General features: G+C 66.8%; 14 protein-coding genes. 11 read left to right on the top strand and 3 right to left on the bottom strand.

Going from position 1 to position 19,611, the window contains the following annotated elements; translation table 11 throughout:
* Positions 1-49 precede the first annotated feature (49 nt).
* Positions 50-2,881 (bottom strand): cation-translocating P-type ATPase, encoded by a 2,832-nt coding sequence (locus ACXZ1E_RS10430; protein WP_458040445.1) that lies wholly within the window; start codon positions 2,879-2,881, stop codon positions 50-52.
* Positions 2,882-3,115: 234 nt separating this feature from the next.
* Between ACXZ1E_RS10430 and ACXZ1E_RS10435 the strand changes: the two genes are divergently transcribed.
* Positions 3,116-3,958, top strand: coding sequence for a universal stress protein (locus ACXZ1E_RS10435; RefSeq protein WP_458040446.1), 843 nt, complete (start codon positions 3,116-3,118; stop codon positions 3,956-3,958).
* A gap of 261 nt (positions 3,959-4,219) precedes the next feature.
* On the top strand, positions 4,220-5,434 hold the full coding sequence (locus tag ACXZ1E_RS10440; protein ID WP_458040447.1) for a DDE-type integrase/transposase/recombinase: 1,215 nt from the start codon (positions 4,220-4,222) through the stop codon (positions 5,432-5,434).
* A 684-nt stretch (positions 5,435-6,118) separates the two neighbouring features.
* Here the strand turns inward: ACXZ1E_RS10440 and ACXZ1E_RS10445 are convergent.
* Positions 6,119-6,562: a MarR family winged helix-turn-helix transcriptional regulator gene (locus tag ACXZ1E_RS10445; protein WP_458040448.1), complete on the bottom strand. Its 444-nt coding sequence runs from the start codon at positions 6,560-6,562 to the stop codon at positions 6,119-6,121.
* Between the two features lie 4 nt (positions 6,563-6,566).
* Entirely contained in the window at positions 6,567-8,456 is a 1,890-nt protein-coding gene (locus ACXZ1E_RS10450; RefSeq protein ID WP_458040449.1) for an FAD-dependent monooxygenase, read from the bottom strand.
* 205 nt (positions 8,457-8,661) lie between these two features.
* Here ACXZ1E_RS10450 and accB point away from each other — a divergent pair, with 205 nt between their 5' ends.
* The 9 genes from accB to ACXZ1E_RS10495 are packed head-to-tail and all read left to right on the top strand — an operon-like array spanning position 8,662 to position 19,362.
* The gene (gene accB, locus ACXZ1E_RS10455; protein ID WP_458040450.1) at positions 8,662-9,159 is read left to right on the top strand and encodes an acetyl-CoA carboxylase biotin carboxyl carrier protein; all 498 of its coding nucleotides are present in this window, start codon (positions 8,662-8,664) and stop codon (positions 9,157-9,159) included.
* Positions 9,156-10,508 carry an acetyl-CoA carboxylase biotin carboxylase subunit gene (locus ACXZ1E_RS10460; RefSeq protein WP_458040451.1) on the top strand — a complete coding sequence of 451 codons (1,353 nt, stop codon included), beginning with the start codon at positions 9,156-9,158 and terminating at the stop codon, positions 10,506-10,508. The genes accB and ACXZ1E_RS10460 overlap by 4 nt, the downstream gene beginning before the upstream one ends.
* Positions 10,505-11,965, top strand: a complete 1,461-nt coding sequence (locus ACXZ1E_RS10465) for a pyruvate/oxaloacetate carboxyltransferase (protein WP_458040452.1) — start codon at positions 10,505-10,507, stop codon at positions 11,963-11,965. The genes ACXZ1E_RS10460 and ACXZ1E_RS10465 overlap by 4 nt, the downstream gene beginning before the upstream one ends.
* The gene (locus ACXZ1E_RS10470) at positions 11,962-12,807 is read left to right on the top strand and encodes an HAD-IIA family hydrolase (protein WP_458040453.1); all 846 of its coding nucleotides are present in this window, start codon (positions 11,962-11,964) and stop codon (positions 12,805-12,807) included. Before ACXZ1E_RS10465 ends, ACXZ1E_RS10470 begins: the two co-directional genes overlap by 4 nt.
* A gap of 2 nt (positions 12,808-12,809) precedes the next feature.
* The gene (locus ACXZ1E_RS10475; RefSeq protein ID WP_458040454.1) at positions 12,810-14,642 is read left to right on the top strand and encodes a PEP-utilizing enzyme; all 1,833 of its coding nucleotides are present in this window, start codon (positions 12,810-12,812) and stop codon (positions 14,640-14,642) included.
* Positions 14,639-15,733 (top strand): PEP/pyruvate-binding domain-containing protein, encoded by a 1,095-nt coding sequence (locus ACXZ1E_RS10480; RefSeq protein ID WP_458040455.1) that lies wholly within the window; start codon positions 14,639-14,641, stop codon positions 15,731-15,733. Before ACXZ1E_RS10475 ends, ACXZ1E_RS10480 begins: the two co-directional genes overlap by 4 nt.
* Positions 15,726-17,702, top strand: a complete 1,977-nt coding sequence (locus ACXZ1E_RS10485) for an acetoacetate--CoA ligase (RefSeq protein ID WP_458040456.1) — start codon at positions 15,726-15,728, stop codon at positions 17,700-17,702. Before ACXZ1E_RS10480 ends, ACXZ1E_RS10485 begins: the two co-directional genes overlap by 8 nt.
* Positions 17,699-18,601, top strand: a complete 903-nt coding sequence (locus ACXZ1E_RS10490) for an amidohydrolase family protein (RefSeq protein ID WP_458040457.1) — start codon at positions 17,699-17,701, stop codon at positions 18,599-18,601. The genes ACXZ1E_RS10485 and ACXZ1E_RS10490 overlap by 4 nt, the downstream gene beginning before the upstream one ends.
* The gene (locus tag ACXZ1E_RS10495) at positions 18,598-19,362 is read left to right on the top strand and encodes an IclR family transcriptional regulator (RefSeq protein WP_458040458.1); all 765 of its coding nucleotides are present in this window, start codon (positions 18,598-18,600) and stop codon (positions 19,360-19,362) included. Before ACXZ1E_RS10490 ends, ACXZ1E_RS10495 begins: the two co-directional genes overlap by 4 nt.
* Positions 19,363-19,611 lie beyond the last annotated feature (249 nt).

Raw genomic sequence — 19,611 nt, forward strand, 5'->3', positions numbered from 1 at the left:
GATGCTGACGAAGATCCGGTGAGTGCGAGGCGGGTGCCCTGGGTGTCGGTTAGTCGTGAACTACGCCGATTCCCCGACCGGACGGATCGGCGCGCCGCCACCCGGCGGGCGCGGCACGACGACCGATCGCTTTGATCGCCTCGATGACCAGGAAGACGGCGAGGCCGTAGGCGAATGCGGTCGCCCACTGCACGAAGCCGAGGGGCACCGAGCCGAACCACAGATGGAGGGGAGGCAGGTAGGTGTAGGCCGTCTGCAGGACGGCAAGCGCGGCGATCGAGATCCAGATCACACGATTCCCTGTGAAGACACGGCGAGTGAAGCTCGAGCCGTGCAGCAGGCGGACGTTGAACAGGACCGCGATCTGGGTGACGACCAGCACGGTTACCGCCGCGGTTCGCGCGATCTCCAGGTCGCCGCTCCTGTTGAGCTCGACGAAGAATGCGGTCGTGGTCGCCGCGGCCACCACGACCCCTATGCCTGCCAGCAGGAAGAGCTTGCCCGAGAGGATCGACTCGCCGGGCGGTCGTGGGCGGCGCGTCATCGTTCCCGGCTCGACAGGTTCGTAGGCGAATGCGAGCGACAGCGTGACGGCGGTGACGAGGTTCACCCAGAGGATCTGCGTGGGCTGGAGAGGGTCCGCAAAGCCGACGACGACGGCGGTGTAGACGACGAGCGCCTGGCCGAGCGTCGTCGCCAGGATGAAGACGACCGACTTCTGCAGGTTGTCGTACACGCGGCGGCCCTCGCTGACGGCCCGCTCGATCGTGGCGAAGTTGTCGTCGGCGAGCACGACATCCGACGCATCCTTCGCCGCCTCTGTTCCCTTCATGCCCATCGCGACCCCGACATCGGCGCGGGTGAGCGCCGGGGCGTCGTTGACACCGTCACCGGTCATCGCGACGACACCGCCGCGCGCCTGGAGGGCCGCGACGATGCGGAGTTTGTGTTCGGGACTTGTGCGCGTGTAAACGTCGACATCGGTGACGACATCCTCCAGCTGGGCGTCGTCGAGGGCATCCACGTCCGCGCCCGTCAGAACGCTCGCATCGGCGTCAGTCAGTCCCATCTCGGCCGCGATCGCGTGGGCGGTGAGCGCATGATCACCCGTGATCATCTTCACGCGGATGCCGGCATCTTGGCACTTGGCGATTGCTGCGGTCGCCTCGGGTCGAGGCGGGTCGGCGATCGCGACGACGCCCAGCATGACGAGCTCGCGAAGGTCGCCGGTCTCGACGGTCACGGCATCCGTCGGCAGGTCGCGGCGCGCCGCAGCGAGGACGCGCATGCCCCGGGCGCTGTAGTCATCGATGAGCGCTTGCCACGCGTCGGGATCGAGGGGAGCATGACCTCCGTCGGTGGCCCGCTGAAACGCGCAGAGCGCGAGCACCCGGTCGGGCGCACCCTTGACCGAGACAAACTGCTCGCCGGTAGCCGACCTGTCGAGCGTAGCCATGTACTTGAAGTCGGCGTCAAAGGGGATCTCGTCGACACGCGTGAAGGGCGTCAACTCGACGTTCGCCTTGCGCCCGAAGCTCACCAGGGCGCCCTCGGTGGGATCGCCGACGACCCGCCACTCGCCCGTCTCGGCGTGGTCGAGGCGAGCGTCGTTGCAGAGCGCGAGAATCGTGGCCATCTCGGTGAGATCGCCCGAGTGCGGATGTTCCGGGCCCGACTCGTCGGTGGCGCCCTCCGCCAGCACGGTGCCCTCGGGGTCGTAGCCTTCGCCCGTGACCGTGTAGCGGCGATTCGGGGTCGCCGCTGCCCGCACGGTCATCTCGTTCTTCGTCAGGGTTCCCGTCTTGTCCGAGCAGATCACGGTGACCGACCCCAGGGTTTCGACGGCAGCGAGTCGGCGCGTGATCGCGCGCTGAGCGGCCATCTGTCGCACGCCGAGCGCCAGCGTGATCGTGACGACGGCGGGCAGCCCCTCGGGGACGGCGGCCACGGCGAAGGCGATCGCAGAAGAGATCAGGGTGTCAAACGGGTCGCCGTGCAGGACGAACCCCAACACGACCATGATGACCATCAGCGCGAGCACGATCGCCGTGATCTGGCGTCCGAGCTGGTTGATCGAGCGGATGAGTGGGGTATCGGTCTGCTCGACGTCGCGCACCAGCTGCTGAATCCGTCCCAGTTCTGTGCGCGTGCCCGTCGCAGTCACGACCGCGACGGCCCGCCCGCCGACCACGACCGACCCCGCGTGCAGCATGTTGTCGCGGTCGCCGACGGGGGCATCGCGCACGACCGGATCCGTGTGCTTGTCGGAGGGCACCGCCTCGCCGGTCAATGCCGCCTCGTCTGCGCGCACATCGCGTGCTTCGACGAGCCTCGCATCGGCGGGTGAGCGGTCGCCGGCGCTCACCCTGATGATGTCGCCCGGCACGAGCGTGGCGGCTTCGACGTCGTGCCACCCGCCGTCCCGGCGTACCGTCGCCTGTGGCGAGAGCATGCGGCGGATGCCGAGCAGCGCCTTCTCTGCCTGCCCCTCCTGGACGAAGCCGATGATGGCGTTGATGATCGCGACAGCGAGGATCACGGACGCGTCGATGTAGTCGCTGTAGGCGAGCTTGATGACGGCCGCCGCGAGGAGCACGTAGATGATGGCGTTGTTGAACTGTGCGAGGAAGCGCACGATGGGGTGCGTTCGCGTTGGCTCAGGAAAGCTGTTCGGACCGAAGTGCGCGTGACGCCGATCAACGTCGCTCGACCGCAGCCCCGAGCGGCTCGTGTCGAGCCCCGCGAGGACATCGGTGGCGTGGTGCGCATGCGGCTTGCTCGGTGAGCCCGACGAGGCGCCCGGGTGGTGCGTGAGGTCTTCCGGCGGGCGCTCGGACGGCAGGCCGGGCTGGAGAGATTCGGCGGAGTTCACTGCAGTCATAACGCCCAATACCTGTCGTCTCTCAGAACTCGGCGAAGCAACACAGATCGCTCGCCGCTGTACTCCCACAGTGCGCCACCGCGAGCGATACCGATAGGGCCCATGGTCCCTCTGTGCCCGACGAGGAGGGAGCGGGACCTATGTCCTGGCGCGTGCCCACCGTGATCGGGAATAGTCGGAGGTGGAAGCAGCGCGGCGACCGCCACAGCGTCGCCTCGAGCAGAGGAGTGCGAAGTGCGCGAAAGAGTAGTTGTCGGTGTGACGGATGCGGCTGCGTCGCGGAGGGCCGTCGACTGGGCCGCCGATCGAGCCGCCGGTCGGGGCGATGCGGTAGAACTCGTTTCCATCGTCGGAGGCGCGGTCGGGGTCGTCGGCGAAGGCCGAGTGATCGACGAGGCGCTCGAGCTCACGCAGCACCTGCTCGATCGAGAAGCCGAGCGCGTTCGCGAACGAGGAGTGCCCGTCGAGACGCGCGTGGGTCGGGGCAATCCCGTTGAACAGCTCATCGAGGCCTCGACGGGAGCAGCCCTTCTGGTCATCGGTAGTGATTACCGGGGCCCCGAGTCGGGTCCTGCTCGCGGGCCGCACGGGATCCGCATCACCGCGGGCGCGCACTGCCCGGTCGTCGTCGTACCCGACCTCGATATGGCGGCGCGCGAGGGCGTGGTCGTCGGAGCGGATGGGTCGGCGGTATCGGAAGCTGCGATCGCCTTTGCGGCGGCGGAGGCGGAGCGTTCCGGTGAGCCGCTCATCGCGGTGAGCACCTGGTCGACCGTCGCCATCCCGCTCGGGATGCGAACGTATCCCGATGAGTACCTGCGCAACATGCAGATCCTCACGGAGGAGTCGCTGGCGATATCGCTTGCCGGCCTCGCGCAGCTCTACCCCGATCTGGTCGTCCGCAGTGTCGTCGAGAGCAGCTACAGCCCGGATGCGGTGATCAACCGGCTCGCGATGACCGCGCGGCTCGCGGTCATCGGCTCCCACGGCCGTGGACCGATCGCCCGGTTCATCCTCGGATCCACCAGCCAGCAGGTTCTCAACCGGCTAGCGACCGCAACCGTCGTCGTGCGGTGACAGGTGTATCCGGGTCTTGAGTGGCGGACGACGGCGCCCATCAAGCCCGGATTGCCCGACTAGTGCACACACGGCTCTCTCCGCTAGATTGCGGTCCTGGACGCTCGTTGTCTTCGCGCATGTCCCCGTGCAGGCCATCCGCTGTGATCTATCAGGACATCCGCTGTGATCTATCAGGACATCCCTGACGGTGGCGCATCAATAGATCTCTGACGCTTCTGGGTGATGTGGTCCTGACACTTCTCGCTCTATGTGTGGTGGATGAGCCGTGTTGAGCCTGTTGATCCCCGTGTCCGCCTCGCGATCACGCAGTGGCCACCTGACGCTCCGCGCGGATCGGTGACGACGTTCTGTTTCGAGCACGGGATCTCGCGGGAAACGTTCTACGTGATCCGAAGACGTGCCGCCTCGGAGGGGCCGGCCGCTGCGTTGGAGCCACGGTCGAGGCGCCCGAAGCACAGCCCGCGGAAGCTCGCCGACGACATCGCCGCGCAGGCGATTGCGGTGCGGGCCGCGTTGGAACAGTCCGGGCTCGACCATGGCCCGATCAGTGTTCACGAGAAGATGCGCACGCTCGGAATGGAGCCGGTGCCATCGACGGCGTCGCTGTCTCGCATCTTCCGCGACGCGGGTGTCGCGAAGACCGAGCCGAAAAAGAAGCCACGCTCGTCCTATCGCCGGTTCGTCTATCCCGCACCGAACGCGTGCTGGCAGCTCGACGCGACCGAATACGTCCTCACCGGCGGCCGCAAATGCGTGATCTTCCAACTCATCGACGACCACTCCCGCCTCGCCATCGCCTCCCACGTCGCCTGGGGCGAAACGTCCGAAGCCGCGATCGTCGTGGTGAAGAAGGGCATCGCCGCTCATGGCGTTCCGCAGCGACTGCTCTCCGACAACGGCGCTGCCCTGAACCCGTCCCGACGAGGAGTGCTCGGGCAGTTGGTCGCCTACCTGCGCTCTCTCGGCGTCGAACCGATCACGGGGAAGCCCTACAAACCGACCACGCAAGGCAAGAACGAGCGGTTCCACCAGACCCTGTTCCGATTCCTCGACAAGCAGCCCCTCGCGGCCACCCTCGAACTGCTGCAAACCCAGGTCGACGACTTCGACCTCATCTACAACACCCAGCGTCCTCATCAAGGCCTTCCGGGTCGGGTCACGCCGCGGACCGCCTGGGATGCCACCTCGAGGACTGAACCGCCCCGCCCTGTCGCTCCGCGAGCACCGACGCCTGGGCCCTCGGAGGAGATCCGGGTGAAGCTGGTCGGCAACACCGGCGCGGTCGAGTTCCGCGGCATCCGATTCGGAATCGGTCGCGCCTTCGCCGAGCAGAGAGTCTGCGTGATGGACGCAGGCAAGACCGTGATGGTCTTCGACCTCCGCGGCACGCTGATCATCGAGCACCCCTGGCCCAAACCCGGCACCAAATACGTCAGCAACGGCCGTCGACCCGGGCCCCGCAAGACCCTCTAACGTCAGCGATGTCCTGATACATCAACCGTCAGAGATGTCCTGATGCAGAATCGTCAGGCATGTCCTGATACATCACACTATCAGGACATCCGCACGCCCCGGGTCCGTGCCCACACGGTGCCCACATCTCAACACGAACGAGACCGACCGAAAGGGGTCGAACACCGACCGCAACACGCTTGGAACCGCATGAATCCGCGGCCTTCTGATCGAACTGGAATGGGTCCGAGCGGGACTCTTTGGGGTTCAAATCCCACCGTCACCGCCATAAATGCCTGATCAGATAGTGTTTTCGCTTCCCGTTGAACGGGAGCGGGAACGCTTTTCTGTTTCTGGCGGGAATCGGACATTCCTGCGTGCGCCATTCTGAGCGGAATCGGTCCAGGGACCGCGCCGGAGACGATCCGACCCTCAGACGCTTGATGCCGCGGAGGATCCCCTCAACCCACTCGGCAGGATGTTCAAGGCCTGCATCATCGGCCACCCGCGCGCGCATCCGAACGACGGGCGCAAGGAGATCGCTGACGCACTCGAGATTCCCGAGTGGGCTACTACATGCGGGATGGACGATCGGCTCGAGGTCGAGTCACGTGCTCACGAGCGCCGCCGCCGCTGCTGAGGGGGCGTGGCTGTCGCCGCACTGTGCATCGGCGTCGGCCAGGGGCTCGCCGTCGTCCTCGAGCGCTAGCGGAGCATGAGGCGGAGGATGCGAACCAGACCGTCGCGATCCTCGTCGGTGAGGTTTCGCGTGAGTTCGATCTGCACACTCTCCACGAGCGGCTCGAGGCGGGCATGCTCGGCGACACCGGAAGCGCTCAGGCTGACAACGTTGCGCCGCGAGTCTCTGGAGTCCCGGCGCCGCTCGATCAAGCCGCGTCGTTCCATCCGCGCGACGAGGTCGGCGACCGTGGAGCGATCGAGGTCGACTTCGTCGCACAGTTCCTTCTGACTGGCCTCGGTGAGTCGGTCGAGGACGGCGAGGATCGAGTACTGAACGCTCGAGGTCTCGGTGGAGACCAGCGTCGACCACAGCGCGACGTGCCGCTGTTGGGCGCGACGAATCAGATATCCGACGTAGCGCTGCGGCTCGGAGTCGAGGTCGCGGACAGGAGAGGGCGGTGTCGGCACCTCCTCATCCTGCCAGCGCGATCGCCGCCCGCTCCACGAGCACTCCAGCGAAAAAGTCGGAGAGTTCGGCACGTGCCGACAATGGGAGGACGTGAGCGACATATTGATCCGGGCGCACGACGACGATCGCTCCGTCACGGCTGATGCCCCGTGTCTCGTAGATGTCCTCGCCCGGGTCCACGGCCCAGACCTTCTCCCAGTCCTGCAGGCCGAGCGGGCCCGAATGCGGTCGCAGAATGTCGGGAATGTCCGCGAAGGCGGGGTCGTGATGGTCTCGCTGGAACACAGCGTGAACGTCTATGACACTGTCGATGCTCGCGCCGGGCGGCGTGAATCGCCGCACGGGCGATTCCGGGGCCGCTTTGAGCCAGGTCGTGAACGCTCGAAGGTCCGAGTCATCGCGGTCCCCGAAGGCGAAGATGCGCCAGCGGCCGTCCGCGCGGAATGCGTGGCCGAGATGCATGCGCCTGGCGTCGGACACCCGTGTGACCGGCGCGGAATGGAAGCGCGCGCCGACGGGAAACCCTGTCGCCACTGCTTGATAATCGGCATGACCGGTCAGCACGGACGGGAGATAGCGCGTGGCGACTCCCGCGGTGTACTGGCCTTGGCGTGCGAACTGCGACTGCATCTCCTCCGAGGTGACCCCGCCCTGCGTCGGATTGTCGGGATCGACGATCGGCTGAGCGATGAAGGACGACCAGAAGCGGTCGAAGTCGATGAGCTCCTTGGCCACTGCCTGCCGCTCCTGCGAGTAGGACCGGAGGAGCGAGGCCTCCGACCGGCCCTCGAGCACGGCGGCGAGCTTCCAGCCCAAGTTGAACGCATCCTGCATCGACACGTTCATCCCCAAGCCGGCTTTCGCAGAGTGGGTGTGGCATGCGTCGCCCGCGATGAACACGCGCGGCACGCCATCATCGTCGCCCGTCGGCAGATCGTCGAAGGCATCGGCCAGTCGCTGGCCGACTTCGTAGACCGAGAACCACGCGATGGAGCGCACATCGATCGAGTACGGGTGGAGGATCCTGTTGGCCACGGCTGTGATCTGCTCCGAGGTGGTGTCACGAACACTTCTGTCGCCCGTGGTCTCACCCAGGTCTACGTAACACCGCACCATATTGCCGCCTTCGCGGGGAATCATGAGCAGGCTGCCCTTTCCGGCGGACTGCACGACATTCTTGGTGCGCCAGTCCGGGAAGTCGGTGACGGCCAGAACATCGATCACACCCCACGCGTGATTCGCGGCGTCCCCATTCAGCTCTCGCCCGATTGCACGCCGCACCGAACTCCGCGCGCCGTCGCATCCCACGACGTAGCGGGCGCGCACCGTCGACAGCTCGCCTGACGCGTCGCGCAGAGTCACGGTGACAGGCGAATCCGCCGACTCGACGTCGAGCGAGACGAACTCGACTCCGTAATCCGGGACCAGCCGGCTTGCCGACCGGGCCGCGTGATCCAGCAGGAACTGCTGCATTCGCGCTTGATTCACGATGACGTGCGGGAACTCGCTCAGGCCTGCTGGGGTGTCCTCCACCCAGCCCGTGCGCTCGATACGGGATCGATCGGTCGCGGACGGTCCCCAGAACCGGACTTCGTTCACCCAGTACGCCTCGCGCAGGAGCGCGTCGGCCAGCCCGAATGCCTCGAACATCTCGACCGTGCGGCATGCGACGCCGTCGGCCTGCCCGACCTGCAGAGGGGAATCGCGACGCTCGATGATCCGCGTGCGAATGCCGGGGAACGCGGCGAGCTGCGCGGCAAGCACGCACCCGGCAGGTCCTGTGCCGACGATGAGCACGTCGATGTCCTCGGGGATCTCCGCGGAGTGCGCGTCAGGCGCCGCGGGGTGGATGTCGGGGTCTCCCGGGCGATAGCCGGCTCGGTAGAACTGCACGTGATCTCCTTCGATCGCAAGTCACTGCCGCCACTATAGTCAGTACTCCAACGAAAATGTCAAGACGCTGCGGCTTCCACCTTCATTCCGTAGAACGGAATGCCCTAGCAACTCCATTGCGTGGTCAGGAATGACGACATACTCTCGTCACGATCGGTCGCCGCCTCGGCACCGTCCAACCCACAAAGATGTGAGGAGTCGTCACGTGGAGGTCGACCTCGAAGAATTGGCCGCGATCATCGAGCTGCTCGACAAGACCGAGTTCACTCAATTCCGGTTCGAGAAGGGCGAGCTGCGGATCGCAGTCAGCCGTGGTGAGCCGTTGGCCACGAGCCCCGCTGACGGCGCGGCGCCCGCGTCGGCGGCTTCCCCGGCAACCGGTCCGGCGACACCGTCTGCCCGGGCACACTCCGAGGAGGCTCCCGTTGCCTCAGGCTCGGCAGAGGACGTCGCCGCCGACGAGTTCATTGTTCGATCTCCGATGCTCGGCACCTTCTACGGCGCCCCCAAGCCAGGAGATGCCGCATTCGTGCACGAGGGCCAGCTTGTCGGCGCCGACGCCGTGCTCTGCATCATCGAGGTCATGAAGCTCATGAACTCGGTCCCTGCGGGAGAGGCGGGTGTCATTCAACGCGTCCTCGTGCGCGACGGCGCTCTGGTGGAGTACGACCAGCCGTTGTTCGTCCTTCGGAGGGCGTCGTGACCCAGCGCGTCTTCGTCGCCAATCGCGGCGAGATCGCCCTGCGCATCATCGAGGCATGCGACCGCCTCGGCTACGAGACCGTGCTCGGCGTCTCGCTCGCCGATCGCACCTCGCTCGCTGCCCGGCGCGCGGGTCGTGTCGTGGTCCTCGGGGGTCCCCAGTCCCGCGACAGCTACCTGTCAGTGCCCGCTGTGCTGCACGCGGCCATCGAGACCGGATGCACGGCCCTGCACCCCGGCTACGGTTTCCTGTCGGAGCGCAGCGATCTCGCGCGCGGCTGCGCAGAGAACGGCGTCGTGTTCGTCGGGCCGTCCCCTGAGGCGCTCGATGCCCTGGGCGACAAGCTCAGCGCGCGCGCGCTCGCTGAGAAGCTCGGGGTTCCCGTCTCGGCCGGCGGTACCGCCGAAAACTGGGATGAGGTTTCGCGCCTGGCCGAGGAGATCGGGTTCCCGGTGCTCGTGAAGGCCGCGTACGGCGGCGGCGGGCGCGGTATGAAGCTCGTGCGCAGCGCCGCCGACCTCGCAGACGCGTGGAGTGTTGCATCCAGTGAGGCGGCCGCCGCATTCGGCGACGGGACCGTGTTCCTCGAGCGCTACGTGACAGATGCCAAGCACATCGAAGTGCAGATCCTCGGTGATCGCCACGGCAACCGCATCCACCTCGGCGAGCGGGAGTGCTCCGTGCAGTACCGCTACCAGAAGGTCGTCGAGGAGTCGCCCTCCACGTCGATCGACGACGCCACTCGTGAGGTGATGACCTCGAGCGCGCTGAAGATCGCCGCCGAGCTCGAGTACGTCGGCCTCGGCACCGTCGAGTTCCTCTACGACACCCGCGGCGGAGAAGTCGCCTTCCTCGAAGTGAACCCACGACTGCAGGTCGAGCATCCCGTGACCGAGCAGGTGACCGGCGTCGACCTCGTGCGCCAGCAGCTGCTCGCGGCGCTCGGCGAGCCCATCGAGATCACGCAGGACGATGTCGCCATCGAAGGCCACGCGATCGAGGTCCGCATCACTGCGCAGGACCCGGACCGCGGCCTCGCACCCACGCCCGGTCGTGTCACCACGTGGCGACCGCCGGCCGGCGGGGGCATCCGCCTCGACTCGCACATCTACCAGGGTTACCTGTTCCCGCCGTACTACGACGCCCTCATGGGAAAACTCATCACGTGGGGCGCCGACCGGGCGGCTGCGATCGACCGCATGCTCCGCGCCCTCGACGACTTCCTCATCGACGGTGTGGTGACCTCCCGACCGCTGGTGCGACGCATCGTCGCCGAGCCGGCGTTCCGCGAGAACAGCGTGACCACGCACTGGCTCGGCGACAGCATCCTGACAGGAGGCGCATCGTGACCGACGTGCAACTCGTCGACGTGTCGATTCGCGACGGCAACCAGAGCCTCTGGGGTGCGGTCGGCATGACGACTCGCATGATCGCGGGCGCCGCACCCGACCTCGATCAGGTCGGCTACCGGGCCATCGAAGCAGCCAGCAGCACCCTCCTGGCGATGTCGGTGCGCACCCACAAACAGGACCCCTGGGAGATGCTGCGCACGGCCAAGCGGCTGATGCCGAACACGCCCCTTGGCTTCTTGACCACCGGCAAGCGCTTCATCACCTTCTCCCGCACCCCCAACGTGCTGTTCGAACTCGCCTTCAGACTGCTCGCCCGCAACGGCGTCAGCCGTCTGTGGGTCATCGATCCCATGCACGACATGGTCGGCGCCGGCCGGATCGCGCGGATGGCGAAGGATGCCGGAATCTCCGAAGTCGTCGGAGGCATCTGCTACACCACGAGCCCCGTGCATACGGACGGCTACTACGCCGACCGCATCGCCGAGCTCGAGGACTGCAGCGCGATCGACAGCGTCTACCTCAAGGACCCCGCGGGCCTCATGACCCCGGAACGGCTGCGCTCCATGGTCCCGATGCTGCAGGGTCGCCTCACGCGGTTGCGCCTCGACGAGATCCACAGCCACGCCACCACCGGCGTCGCGCCGCTGACGCTCCTCGAAGCTGCTGACCTCGGGATGACCAAGCTGCACACGGCTCTCCCCCCGCTCGCGAACGGATCCTCGCATCCGTCCGGCCTGACGATGGTGCGCAATCTCCGTGCCCGCGGCCACCGTGTGGATGTGGACGTCGAGGCGATGGAGCGCGCGTCGGCGTACTGGACGCGTCAGGCGAAGATCAAGCGCCTGCCCGCGGGTGTCCCCCGGGAGTACGACGAGGACTACTACCGACACACCATCCCCGGCGGGGTGCAGTCCACGCTCGCGCGGCAACTGCGCGAGATGGGTCGTCCCGAGCTGTTCGACTCAGTCATCGAGGAGTCCGTCGTGGTGCGCCGCGACCTCGGCTGGCCGATCGTGATGACGCCCTTCGCGCAGTACATCGTCACGCAGGCGACCTTGAACGTGATCACCGGGGAGCGCTACAAGCAGCTCAGCGATGAGGTCGTGGATCTGCTTCGCGGTGACTTCGGGCCTCTGCCCGGCGAGGTCGACCAGGACCTTCTCGATCGCGCGATGAGTACGCCCCGCGGCAAGCTGCCGCCGTCCGACGGAACGAGCGACGAGACGCTCGAGCAGATGCGCAAGCGGTTCGGGGGCGTCGATGACGAGGAGCTTCTGCTCCGCGCCGTCATGCCGGCTGAGCACGTGGACGCCATGCAGGCCGCGCGGGGTGCGTCCGCGGCATCCACGCTGAGGTCTCTGCTGAAGGCGGTCGAGGATCGGCCGAAGGTCAGCGTCGCTTTCTCCAACCGGGACGTGACGTTCGAGTTGACCCGTCCGGGAGGAGCCTCGTGAACGCTGATCTCTCAGACATCCGCGGATGGGTGTTCGACGTGGACGGGTGCCTGATCCGTACCGCGTCCGCGGGTGGACACGGCGGGCAGCTGTTCCCCGGCGCCCGCGAGATCCTGGACCAGCTCCACGATGCCGGACACGAGGTGATCGTCTGCACCAACGCCTCTGAGCGCCCGCCGGCGGTCTACGCCGAGCACCTTCGAGAGATCGGCCTGCCGGTGCGGGATGACGCGTTCGTCACGGCCGGCAGCGCCGCCGCGGATCACGTCTTGGCGCACCACCCCGGCGCACGCGTCCTGGTCGTCGGAGCCGAGGGTGTGGCGGCGCCCATGCGTGAGCACGGACTCGAGCTGGTGGAGTCGAGCAGCCCTCTCGCGGATGTCGTGGTGGTCGGCGCCGCCGCGAGTTACGACGCGGCGACGCTCAATGCCGCGGCGCTCGCGGTCGCGGACGGTGCCACGTTCTACACGACGGTCGAAACACCCTGGTTCTACGGGGGCCGTGGCCGGTCTCTCGCCGTGTCTGCGGCGATCGCCGCGAGCGTCTCTTTCGCCACGGGCCGAGAGCCCATCGTGGCGGGCAAGCCGTCCGCCGTGCTGGCCGAGAGCCTGCTGCGACGCCTCGCCGTGCCCGGCAGCGCCGCGGCCGTGGTCGGAGACGCGCTCGTGGAGATCCAGCTTGCGCGCCACATGGGCGGCACCGGCATCCTCGTGCTCTCCGGCGCCACCAGCCTTTCCGATCTCGACACCCTCCCGCAACCCCAACGTCCCGACATCGTCGTAGACGACGTCGCGGTGCTGCACCGTCGCCTCGCACCGCAATCCACCCGACAAGGAGCATGAACATGACCGAGAACCAGCGCCGTTTCCCGTTCTTCCACGAGGTTCCCGCGCCAGAAGGCGCCGAGAACTGGCGATCGATGTATCCGTACTACCTCGTGCCCGGTCAGGAGCGCCGGGACGAGGAGGACTCCGGATTCTGGTTCGCCGACACGATGCACTGGTCGCGTGGGGTGCATCCGTTCGACAGCATCGGGGCCGAGGCGGTCTACCTCGGCGCAGGACAGAACAGCACGCGCATCTTCGTGCTGCCCACTGCTCTGGGCCTGGACGTGCGCGTCATGAACGGGTACGTGTACATCCGCCCGATCGCGGTGACCGACCCCGAGGAGATCGGCCGTCGCGCCGAGCTGTTCCAGGAGCGTGCCGGCTACTACTACGCCAACTGGGACGAGCTCTACGGCAAGTGGAAGACGAAGGTGTCCGACGCGGTCGAGCGGATGCGCACGATCTCCTTCCCGCCGCTCGGCGATCTCGACCCGATCGAGGTCGTCACCGAAGCGCGCGGTGTCTCGACGTCGTGGGACATCATCGCGAACTACCACCGCCTCATCGACGACTTCTTCGTCATCTGGCAGCATCACTTCGAGTTCCTCAACCTCGGGTACGGCGGGTACATCGTCTTCTTCCAGTTCTGCAAGCAGGCGTTCCCGCAGATCAGCGATCAGGAGATCGCGCGCATGGTCGCAGGTGTCGAGGTGCTGGCGTTCCGCCCCGACGACGAACTCCGTCGCCTCGCGACGCTTGCCGTCGAGCTGGAGCTGGTCGATGAGATCGCGGCCGCTCGTGACGCAGCCGAGACGTTCGCGGTGCTGGCCGAGAGCGAGAACGGACGGCAGTGGCTCGCAGAATACGAGACGTCGAAGGACCCCTGGTTCGACTACTTCGCCGAGTACGGCTTCACCAACGACCAGGAGACCTGGGTCTCCGACCCGAACATCCCGATGCAGGGCATCAGTCGCTACGCGCGGCGCATCGCCGAGGGCGACGACGTGAGACGCCCGATCGAGAGGCTTCGCAGCGAACGGGACGAGCTCGTCTCGGGCTACCGCGATCTGCTCACCGATGCGGAGAGTGCGCAGTTCGACGAGCTCCTCGGGCTGTCGCGCACGGTGTTCCCGTTCATCGAAGAGCACAACATCTACATCGAGCACTGGGCCCACTCGGTGTTCTGGGAGAAGGCGAAGGAGCTCGGCGACTTCCTCGTCGCGGCGGGCTTCACCGCGCAGCAGGATGACGTCTTCTACATCAATCGGTTCGAGCTCGATGAGGTTCTGGCCGACGTCGTGCAGTCCTGGGCCATCGGTGTTCCGCCCCGCGGCAAGGAGCGCTGGGCAGCGATCATCGAGGAGCGCCGCGGCATCGTGACGGCGCTGCAGGCGCAGGGTGCGCCGCCTGCGTATGGCATCCCGCCGGTAGAGGTCACCGACCCGTTCGCGGTGATGAACTACGGCGTCACGACCGAGCGTGTGCTCGACTGGCTGGGCGCCTCAGACGCCGACAGCAACGCACTCTCCGGCATTCCGGGCGGCCCGGGTGTCTACGAAGGCCCCGTGCGCATGCTCAAGACGGAGAAGGACGTCGCCACGATCCAGCCGGGTGAGGTGCTCGTCGCTGCCATCACCGCCCCGAGCTGGGCGGCCGCCTTCTCGGTTGCCGCAGCCGTCGTGACCGACATCGGCGGCATGATGAGTCACGCGTCGATCGTGTGCCGCGAGTACGGCATCCCCGCCGTGGTCGGCACCGGATTCGCGACCGCGCGGCTGAAGACCGGACAGCGCGTCCGCGTCGACGGCGACACCGGCGTCGTGACGATCCTGGAGGAGGAAGCACAATGACTTTCGATCCGCACAGCTTCACGTTCCGCTTCGAGGATGAAGGATGCTCCGATGCGCGCTTCGTCGGCGGAAAGGGCAGGGGCCTCGGTGAGATGACCGCCGCCGGCTATCCCGTCCCGCCCGGGTTCGCCGTGAGCGCCAACGCATACCGCCGCTTCCTCGATCAGGACAACCTGCGCCGAGACATCGCTGCGCAGCTTGAGGGGCTCGACCCGCGCGACTACGCGGCGATCGAGGGGGCCTCCGAACGCATCGACATCCTCATGGCGGCATCCCAGCTTCCTCGCGATGTCGCCGACAAGATCCGCGAGGGGTATGCAGAGCTCTGCGAGCTCACCGGCACGGACGACGTCTCGGTGGCGGTGCGCTCCAGCGGCACCGCTGAGGACTCGTCTGCCGACAGCTTCGCCGGTGAGTTCGAGACGTGGGTCGACATCCGCGGCATCGACGACGTGCTCACTCACGTGCACCGCTGCTACACCAGCGTGTACGCACCGAGGGTGCTTCGCTACGCCCTGGAGCGCGGGATCGATCTGTCGGTCATCGAGATGGCGGTCGTCATCCAGAAGACCGTCCGCGCGCGCACGGCAGGCGTCATGTTCACGCTGGACCCGATCAGTGGGGACCGCTCCCGCGTCGTGCTGGAAGCCAGCTGGGGCCTCGGTCTTTCGGTCGTAGGCGGCGAGGTCACCCCGGATCGCTTCACGGTCAACAAGGTGGGACTGGGTGTGCAGGCGCGGGTGCTCGGGGACAAGCGCGTCGAATATCGCCGCGGCGACTCATCGGTCGAGGTGCCGGAGGAGCGCCGCGACCAGCTGAGCCTGAGCGACGACGAGGTCGTCGCGCTCGCCGAACTCGGCAAGCGCCTCGAGAAGCGCAACGGCGGACCGCAGGACATCGAGTTCGCGGTCGATGAAGAGCTGCCGGCGGGGGCGAACCTCCTTCTGCTGCAGTGCCGGCCCGAGACGGTGTGGAGCGGGGTGGAGCGCGCACCCGCGTTCGACCCCAAGGAGAAGATGATGTCGTGGATCACCTCGAGCATCACTGTGCCCACGAAGGTGGAGAGCGGCAACGGGCACCGACATGGCTGACGTCCCCGATGTGCTGATCCCGGCCCCCGCGCTCCCGCGCGAGGGCTCCGAGACGGCGCGCTATCTTGAGTGGCTGGATGCCGAGCTCGGTCTGCGCTTCGAGAACTGGGATGCGCTGCACCGCTGGTCCATCGATCACCTCGAGGACTTCTGGCAGTCCATCTGGGACTGCTTCCAGGTGATCTCCCACTCGCCGGCGACCTCCGTGCTGGCTGAGCGGGTGATGCCGGGCGCGCGCTGGTTCGAGGGAGCGACCCTCAACTTCGCCGAGCACGCCCTGCGCGACCCCGCGGAAGCGTCTGACGACGAAGCGGTCGCGATTCATGCGTTCTCGCAGACTCGCGACGAGCTGACACTGACATTCGGTGAGCTGCGTCAGCGTGTCGCGCAGGCCCGCGCCGCACTCGAGGAACTGGGGGTGCGGGCGGGCGACCGCGTGGCCGCCTACCTGCCGAACATCCCGGAGGCCGTCATCGCCTACCTGGCCACGGCGAGCCTCGGCGCGATCTGGGCAGCGTGTGCACCCGAGTTCGGCGTCAAAGGGGTGCTGGACCGACTCGGCCAGATCGAGCCGACCGTGCTGTTCGTCGTCGACGGCTATCGGTACGGCACGAAGGACGTCGATCGTCGGGGCGACGTGCGCGACGTCCGCGCCGGCCTTCCGACCGTCGAACACGTCGTCAGTGTCCGCTACCTCGGCGCCGTCGTCGAGGACGCGACGTCCTGGAACGACTTCCTCGCACTGGGTGAGAGCACCGGGCGGCCGCTCGCCTTCGAACCGGTGCCGTTCGACCATCCGCTCTCGGTCCTCTTCACCTCGGGAACGACCGGGCTTCCCAAGCCCATCGTGCACGGGCACGGCGGCATCGTTCTCGAGCACCTCAAGAATCACGCTCTGCACTGGGATCTCGGCCCCGGTGACCGCCTCATGTGGTTCACGACGACGTCGTGGATGGTCTGGAACGCGGTCGTGTCGGCGCTGATGCTCCGGGCGGGCATCGTCCTCATCGACGGCAACCCGGTTGGCCCCGACAGCGATCTGCAGTGGAAGCTCATCGAGGCGTGGCGACCGACGGTGGTGGGTCTGAGCGCCGCCTTCCTGATGCACGAGATCCGCGAGGGGACCGAGCCCGCGAAGCAGTTCGACCTCACGAGCATCCGACAGCTCGGCATGGTGGGCAGCCCGCTCCCGACGTCCGCTTTCGAGTGGGTCCACGAGCAGTTCGGGGACAGTGTGCTGCTGAATGTCGGAAGCGGCGGCACCGATGTCTGTACCGGTCTCGTTCAGGGCGGACCATGGCAGCCGGTGTGGCGGGGTGAGATGGCCGGACCGAGCCTCGGTGTCGACGTTCGCGCTTTCGACGAGTCGGGTCGCGCCGTGGTGGGCGAACTGGGCGAGCTCGTCGTGCTGACTCCGATGCCGTCGATGCCGGTGAAGTTCTGGGGCGATGACGACGGCAGTCGCTATCGCGCGGCGTACTTCGACGTATACCGCGGTGTCTGGCGTCATGGGGACTGGATCCGCTTCAGCGACGCAGACAGTTGCGTCATCACCGGGCGTAGCGATGCCACGCTCAATCGTGGCGGCGTGCGGTTGGGGACGGCGGACTTCTATGGGATCGTCGACACGTTTCCCGAGGTGGGTGACAGCTTGGTCGTCCACCTGGACGATGCTCACGGCGGAAACGGGGAGCTGCTCCTGTTCGTGGTGTCGAGCGACGGCAGTCCGATCGAAGCGGAGCTCGTCGAACGCCTGCGATCGGCCATTCGAACGCAGCTCTCGCCACGCCACGTCCCAGACAGCGTGGTGCCAGTTGCGGCGCTTCCGCACACGCGCACCGGCAAGAAGCTCGAAGTGCCGGTCAAGCGGATCCTGCTGGGTCAGGCCCTGAGCGATGCCGTCGACCCGGATGCCGTGGACGATGCGGGAGCATTGCAGCAGTTCGTCGACCTGGCGGCTGTTCGATGAGCGCTGCTGCCCCGGAGATCCGGGTGGATGACCTTGTCGCCATCGACATGCACGTGCATGTCGAGGCAGACGGACACGGACATTTCGCTCTCGACCAGGAGCTGCTCGACGCCTCGGCGGCGTACTTCCGCAGCGGCGCGGATCGCACCCCGACGATCGATCGCATCGCAGCCCTCTACCGTGACCTGCGGATGGCGGCAGTGGTCTTCACGGTCGATGCGAGCAGCACACTCGGGCAGCCGGCACTCAGCAGCGTGGAGCTCGCCGAGGCATGTCGCGAGAACGCGGACGTACTCATCCCCTTCGGCTCGGTCGATCCGAACAACGGTGTTGACGCCGTGGCGCATGCCAGGGTGTTGATCGAGGATCACGGAGTGCGCGGTTTCAAGTTTCATCCGAGCCTGCAGGGCTTCGATCCCTCGGACCGAAAACACTGGCCGCTCTACGACCTGCTTGCACAGCACGGCATGATCGCGCTCTTCCACACCGGACAGACCGGAATCGGCGCCGGCCTCCCTGGAGGTCGCGGCATCCGCTTGAGGCTCTCGGAGCCGATGCTGATCGACGACGTCGCCGCGGATTTTCCCTCTCTTCGGATCATTCTCGCGCACCCGGCGGTCCCGTGGGTCGACCAGTCGATCGCCATGGCCACCCACAAGGCGAACGTCTTCATCGATCTGTCCGGCTGGTCGCCCAAGTACTTCCCGCCTCAGCTCGTGCGCCAGGCTGGGACAATTCTTAAGCACAAAGTGCTGTTCGGGTCGGACTATCCACTGATCACTCCGGAGCGATGGATGTCGGATTTCGCGACTCTTGAAATCCCCGATGGGGCGCGACACCTCATCATGAAGGGAAACGCGGCGGGGCTCCTCGGCCTGCGCAGCGAGGTCGGATCATGACCGCGGTCGGCGCGTCGCCTGTGGAGTCGGTGGACCGCGCGCTCGTGCTGCTCACCGCCCTGCGCGACGGGGAGGTCTTGAGCGTCACGGATGCCGCGGCGAAGCTCGGCGTCGCGCCGTCGACGGCTCATCGGCTGCTGGCGTCCCTCGTGCATCGTGACTTCGCCGTCCAGGATCGAGACAGGCGGTATCGCCGGGGTCCCGCGCTGCTCGCTCCGCGGTCGGAACCTTTGACGCTCAGCTCAGTGCGCTCGCTCGCGCATCCTGTTCTCGAGCAGCTGCATGATCGGCTGGGTGAGACCGTGCAGATCATGGTGCGGCACGGGCAGAACATCCGATTCCTCGACGGCATCGAGTGCGAGCTGCCGTTGCGGGTCGGGGTGCGGGTCGGCGACGAGATGCCGGCGCATTGTTCGGCAGGCGGCAAGGCGATCCTGGCCGCGATGTCCATGGCAGATCTCGACCGTCTCTACGCGCGCGGGTTGCCGGACTGGCCGACTGCTCGCTATCGAGACCTGCCTGCGCTCAAGCGCCACCTCACCCGGGTGCGTCGTCAGGGGTACGGCGTCAACGTCGAGGAGACCGAGCAGGGCGTCAGCGGAGTGGGCGTCGCCGTGCACGACCGACTCGACCGCCCGATCGCTGCGTTCACGGTCGCTGTTCCCTCCTCGCGATTCGCGCGAGATCAGATCGACGAGATGCGTGACGCTCTCATAGGTGCGGCCGACGACTTCCGTGCCCAGCTCGAGGAAGGGGACTGAGCTGGCTCTTGGCGAGGTGCGAAGCACAACACGAGTGGCCAGCCATCATTTCAAGGCCCTCGACGAACTAGTTCAGGGCCGTCGACGAACTCGGGATCGACATGTCGGCTACTGGGCTCGATGCGCTCGAGTTGTTGGCGCACCAAAGGATAGGTTCACCGCAGTTCAGGAGGCCGTCTAAGCACTGGTCGGCAAGAAACAGGCTTACGAGGCTTTCGCGGGCGGAGTTCCGGACGGTCTCCCTCTTGT

The sequence above is a fragment of the Pacificispira sp. HM-600 genome (genome assembly GCF_977993705.1).

Excerpts from the sequence above, each read along its gene's own strand:
- ACXZ1E_RS10475 (WP_458040454.1), top strand. The coding sequence starts at position 12,810 with ATGACCGAGAACCAGCGCCGTTTCCCGTTCTTCCACGAGGTTCCCGCG.
- ACXZ1E_RS10485 (WP_458040456.1), top strand. The coding sequence starts at position 15,726 with ATGGCTGACGTCCCCGATGTGCTGATCCCGGCCCCCGCGCTCCCGCGC.
- ACXZ1E_RS10490 (WP_458040457.1), top strand. The coding sequence starts at position 17,699 with ATGAGCGCTGCTGCCCCGGAGATCCGGGTGGATGACCTTGTCGCCATC.
- ACXZ1E_RS10440 (WP_458040447.1), top strand. The coding sequence starts at position 4,220 with ATGAGCCGTGTTGAGCCTGTTGATCCCCGTGTCCGCCTCGCGATCACG.
- ACXZ1E_RS10495 (WP_458040458.1), top strand. The coding sequence starts at position 18,598 with ATGACCGCGGTCGGCGCGTCGCCTGTGGAGTCGGTGGACCGCGCGCTC.
- ACXZ1E_RS10480 (WP_458040455.1), top strand. The coding sequence starts at position 14,639 with ATGACTTTCGATCCGCACAGCTTCACGTTCCGCTTCGAGGATGAAGGA.
- ACXZ1E_RS10430 (WP_458040445.1), bottom strand. The coding sequence starts at position 2,881 with ATGACTGCAGTGAACTCCGCCGAATCTCTCCAGCCCGGCCTGCCGTCC.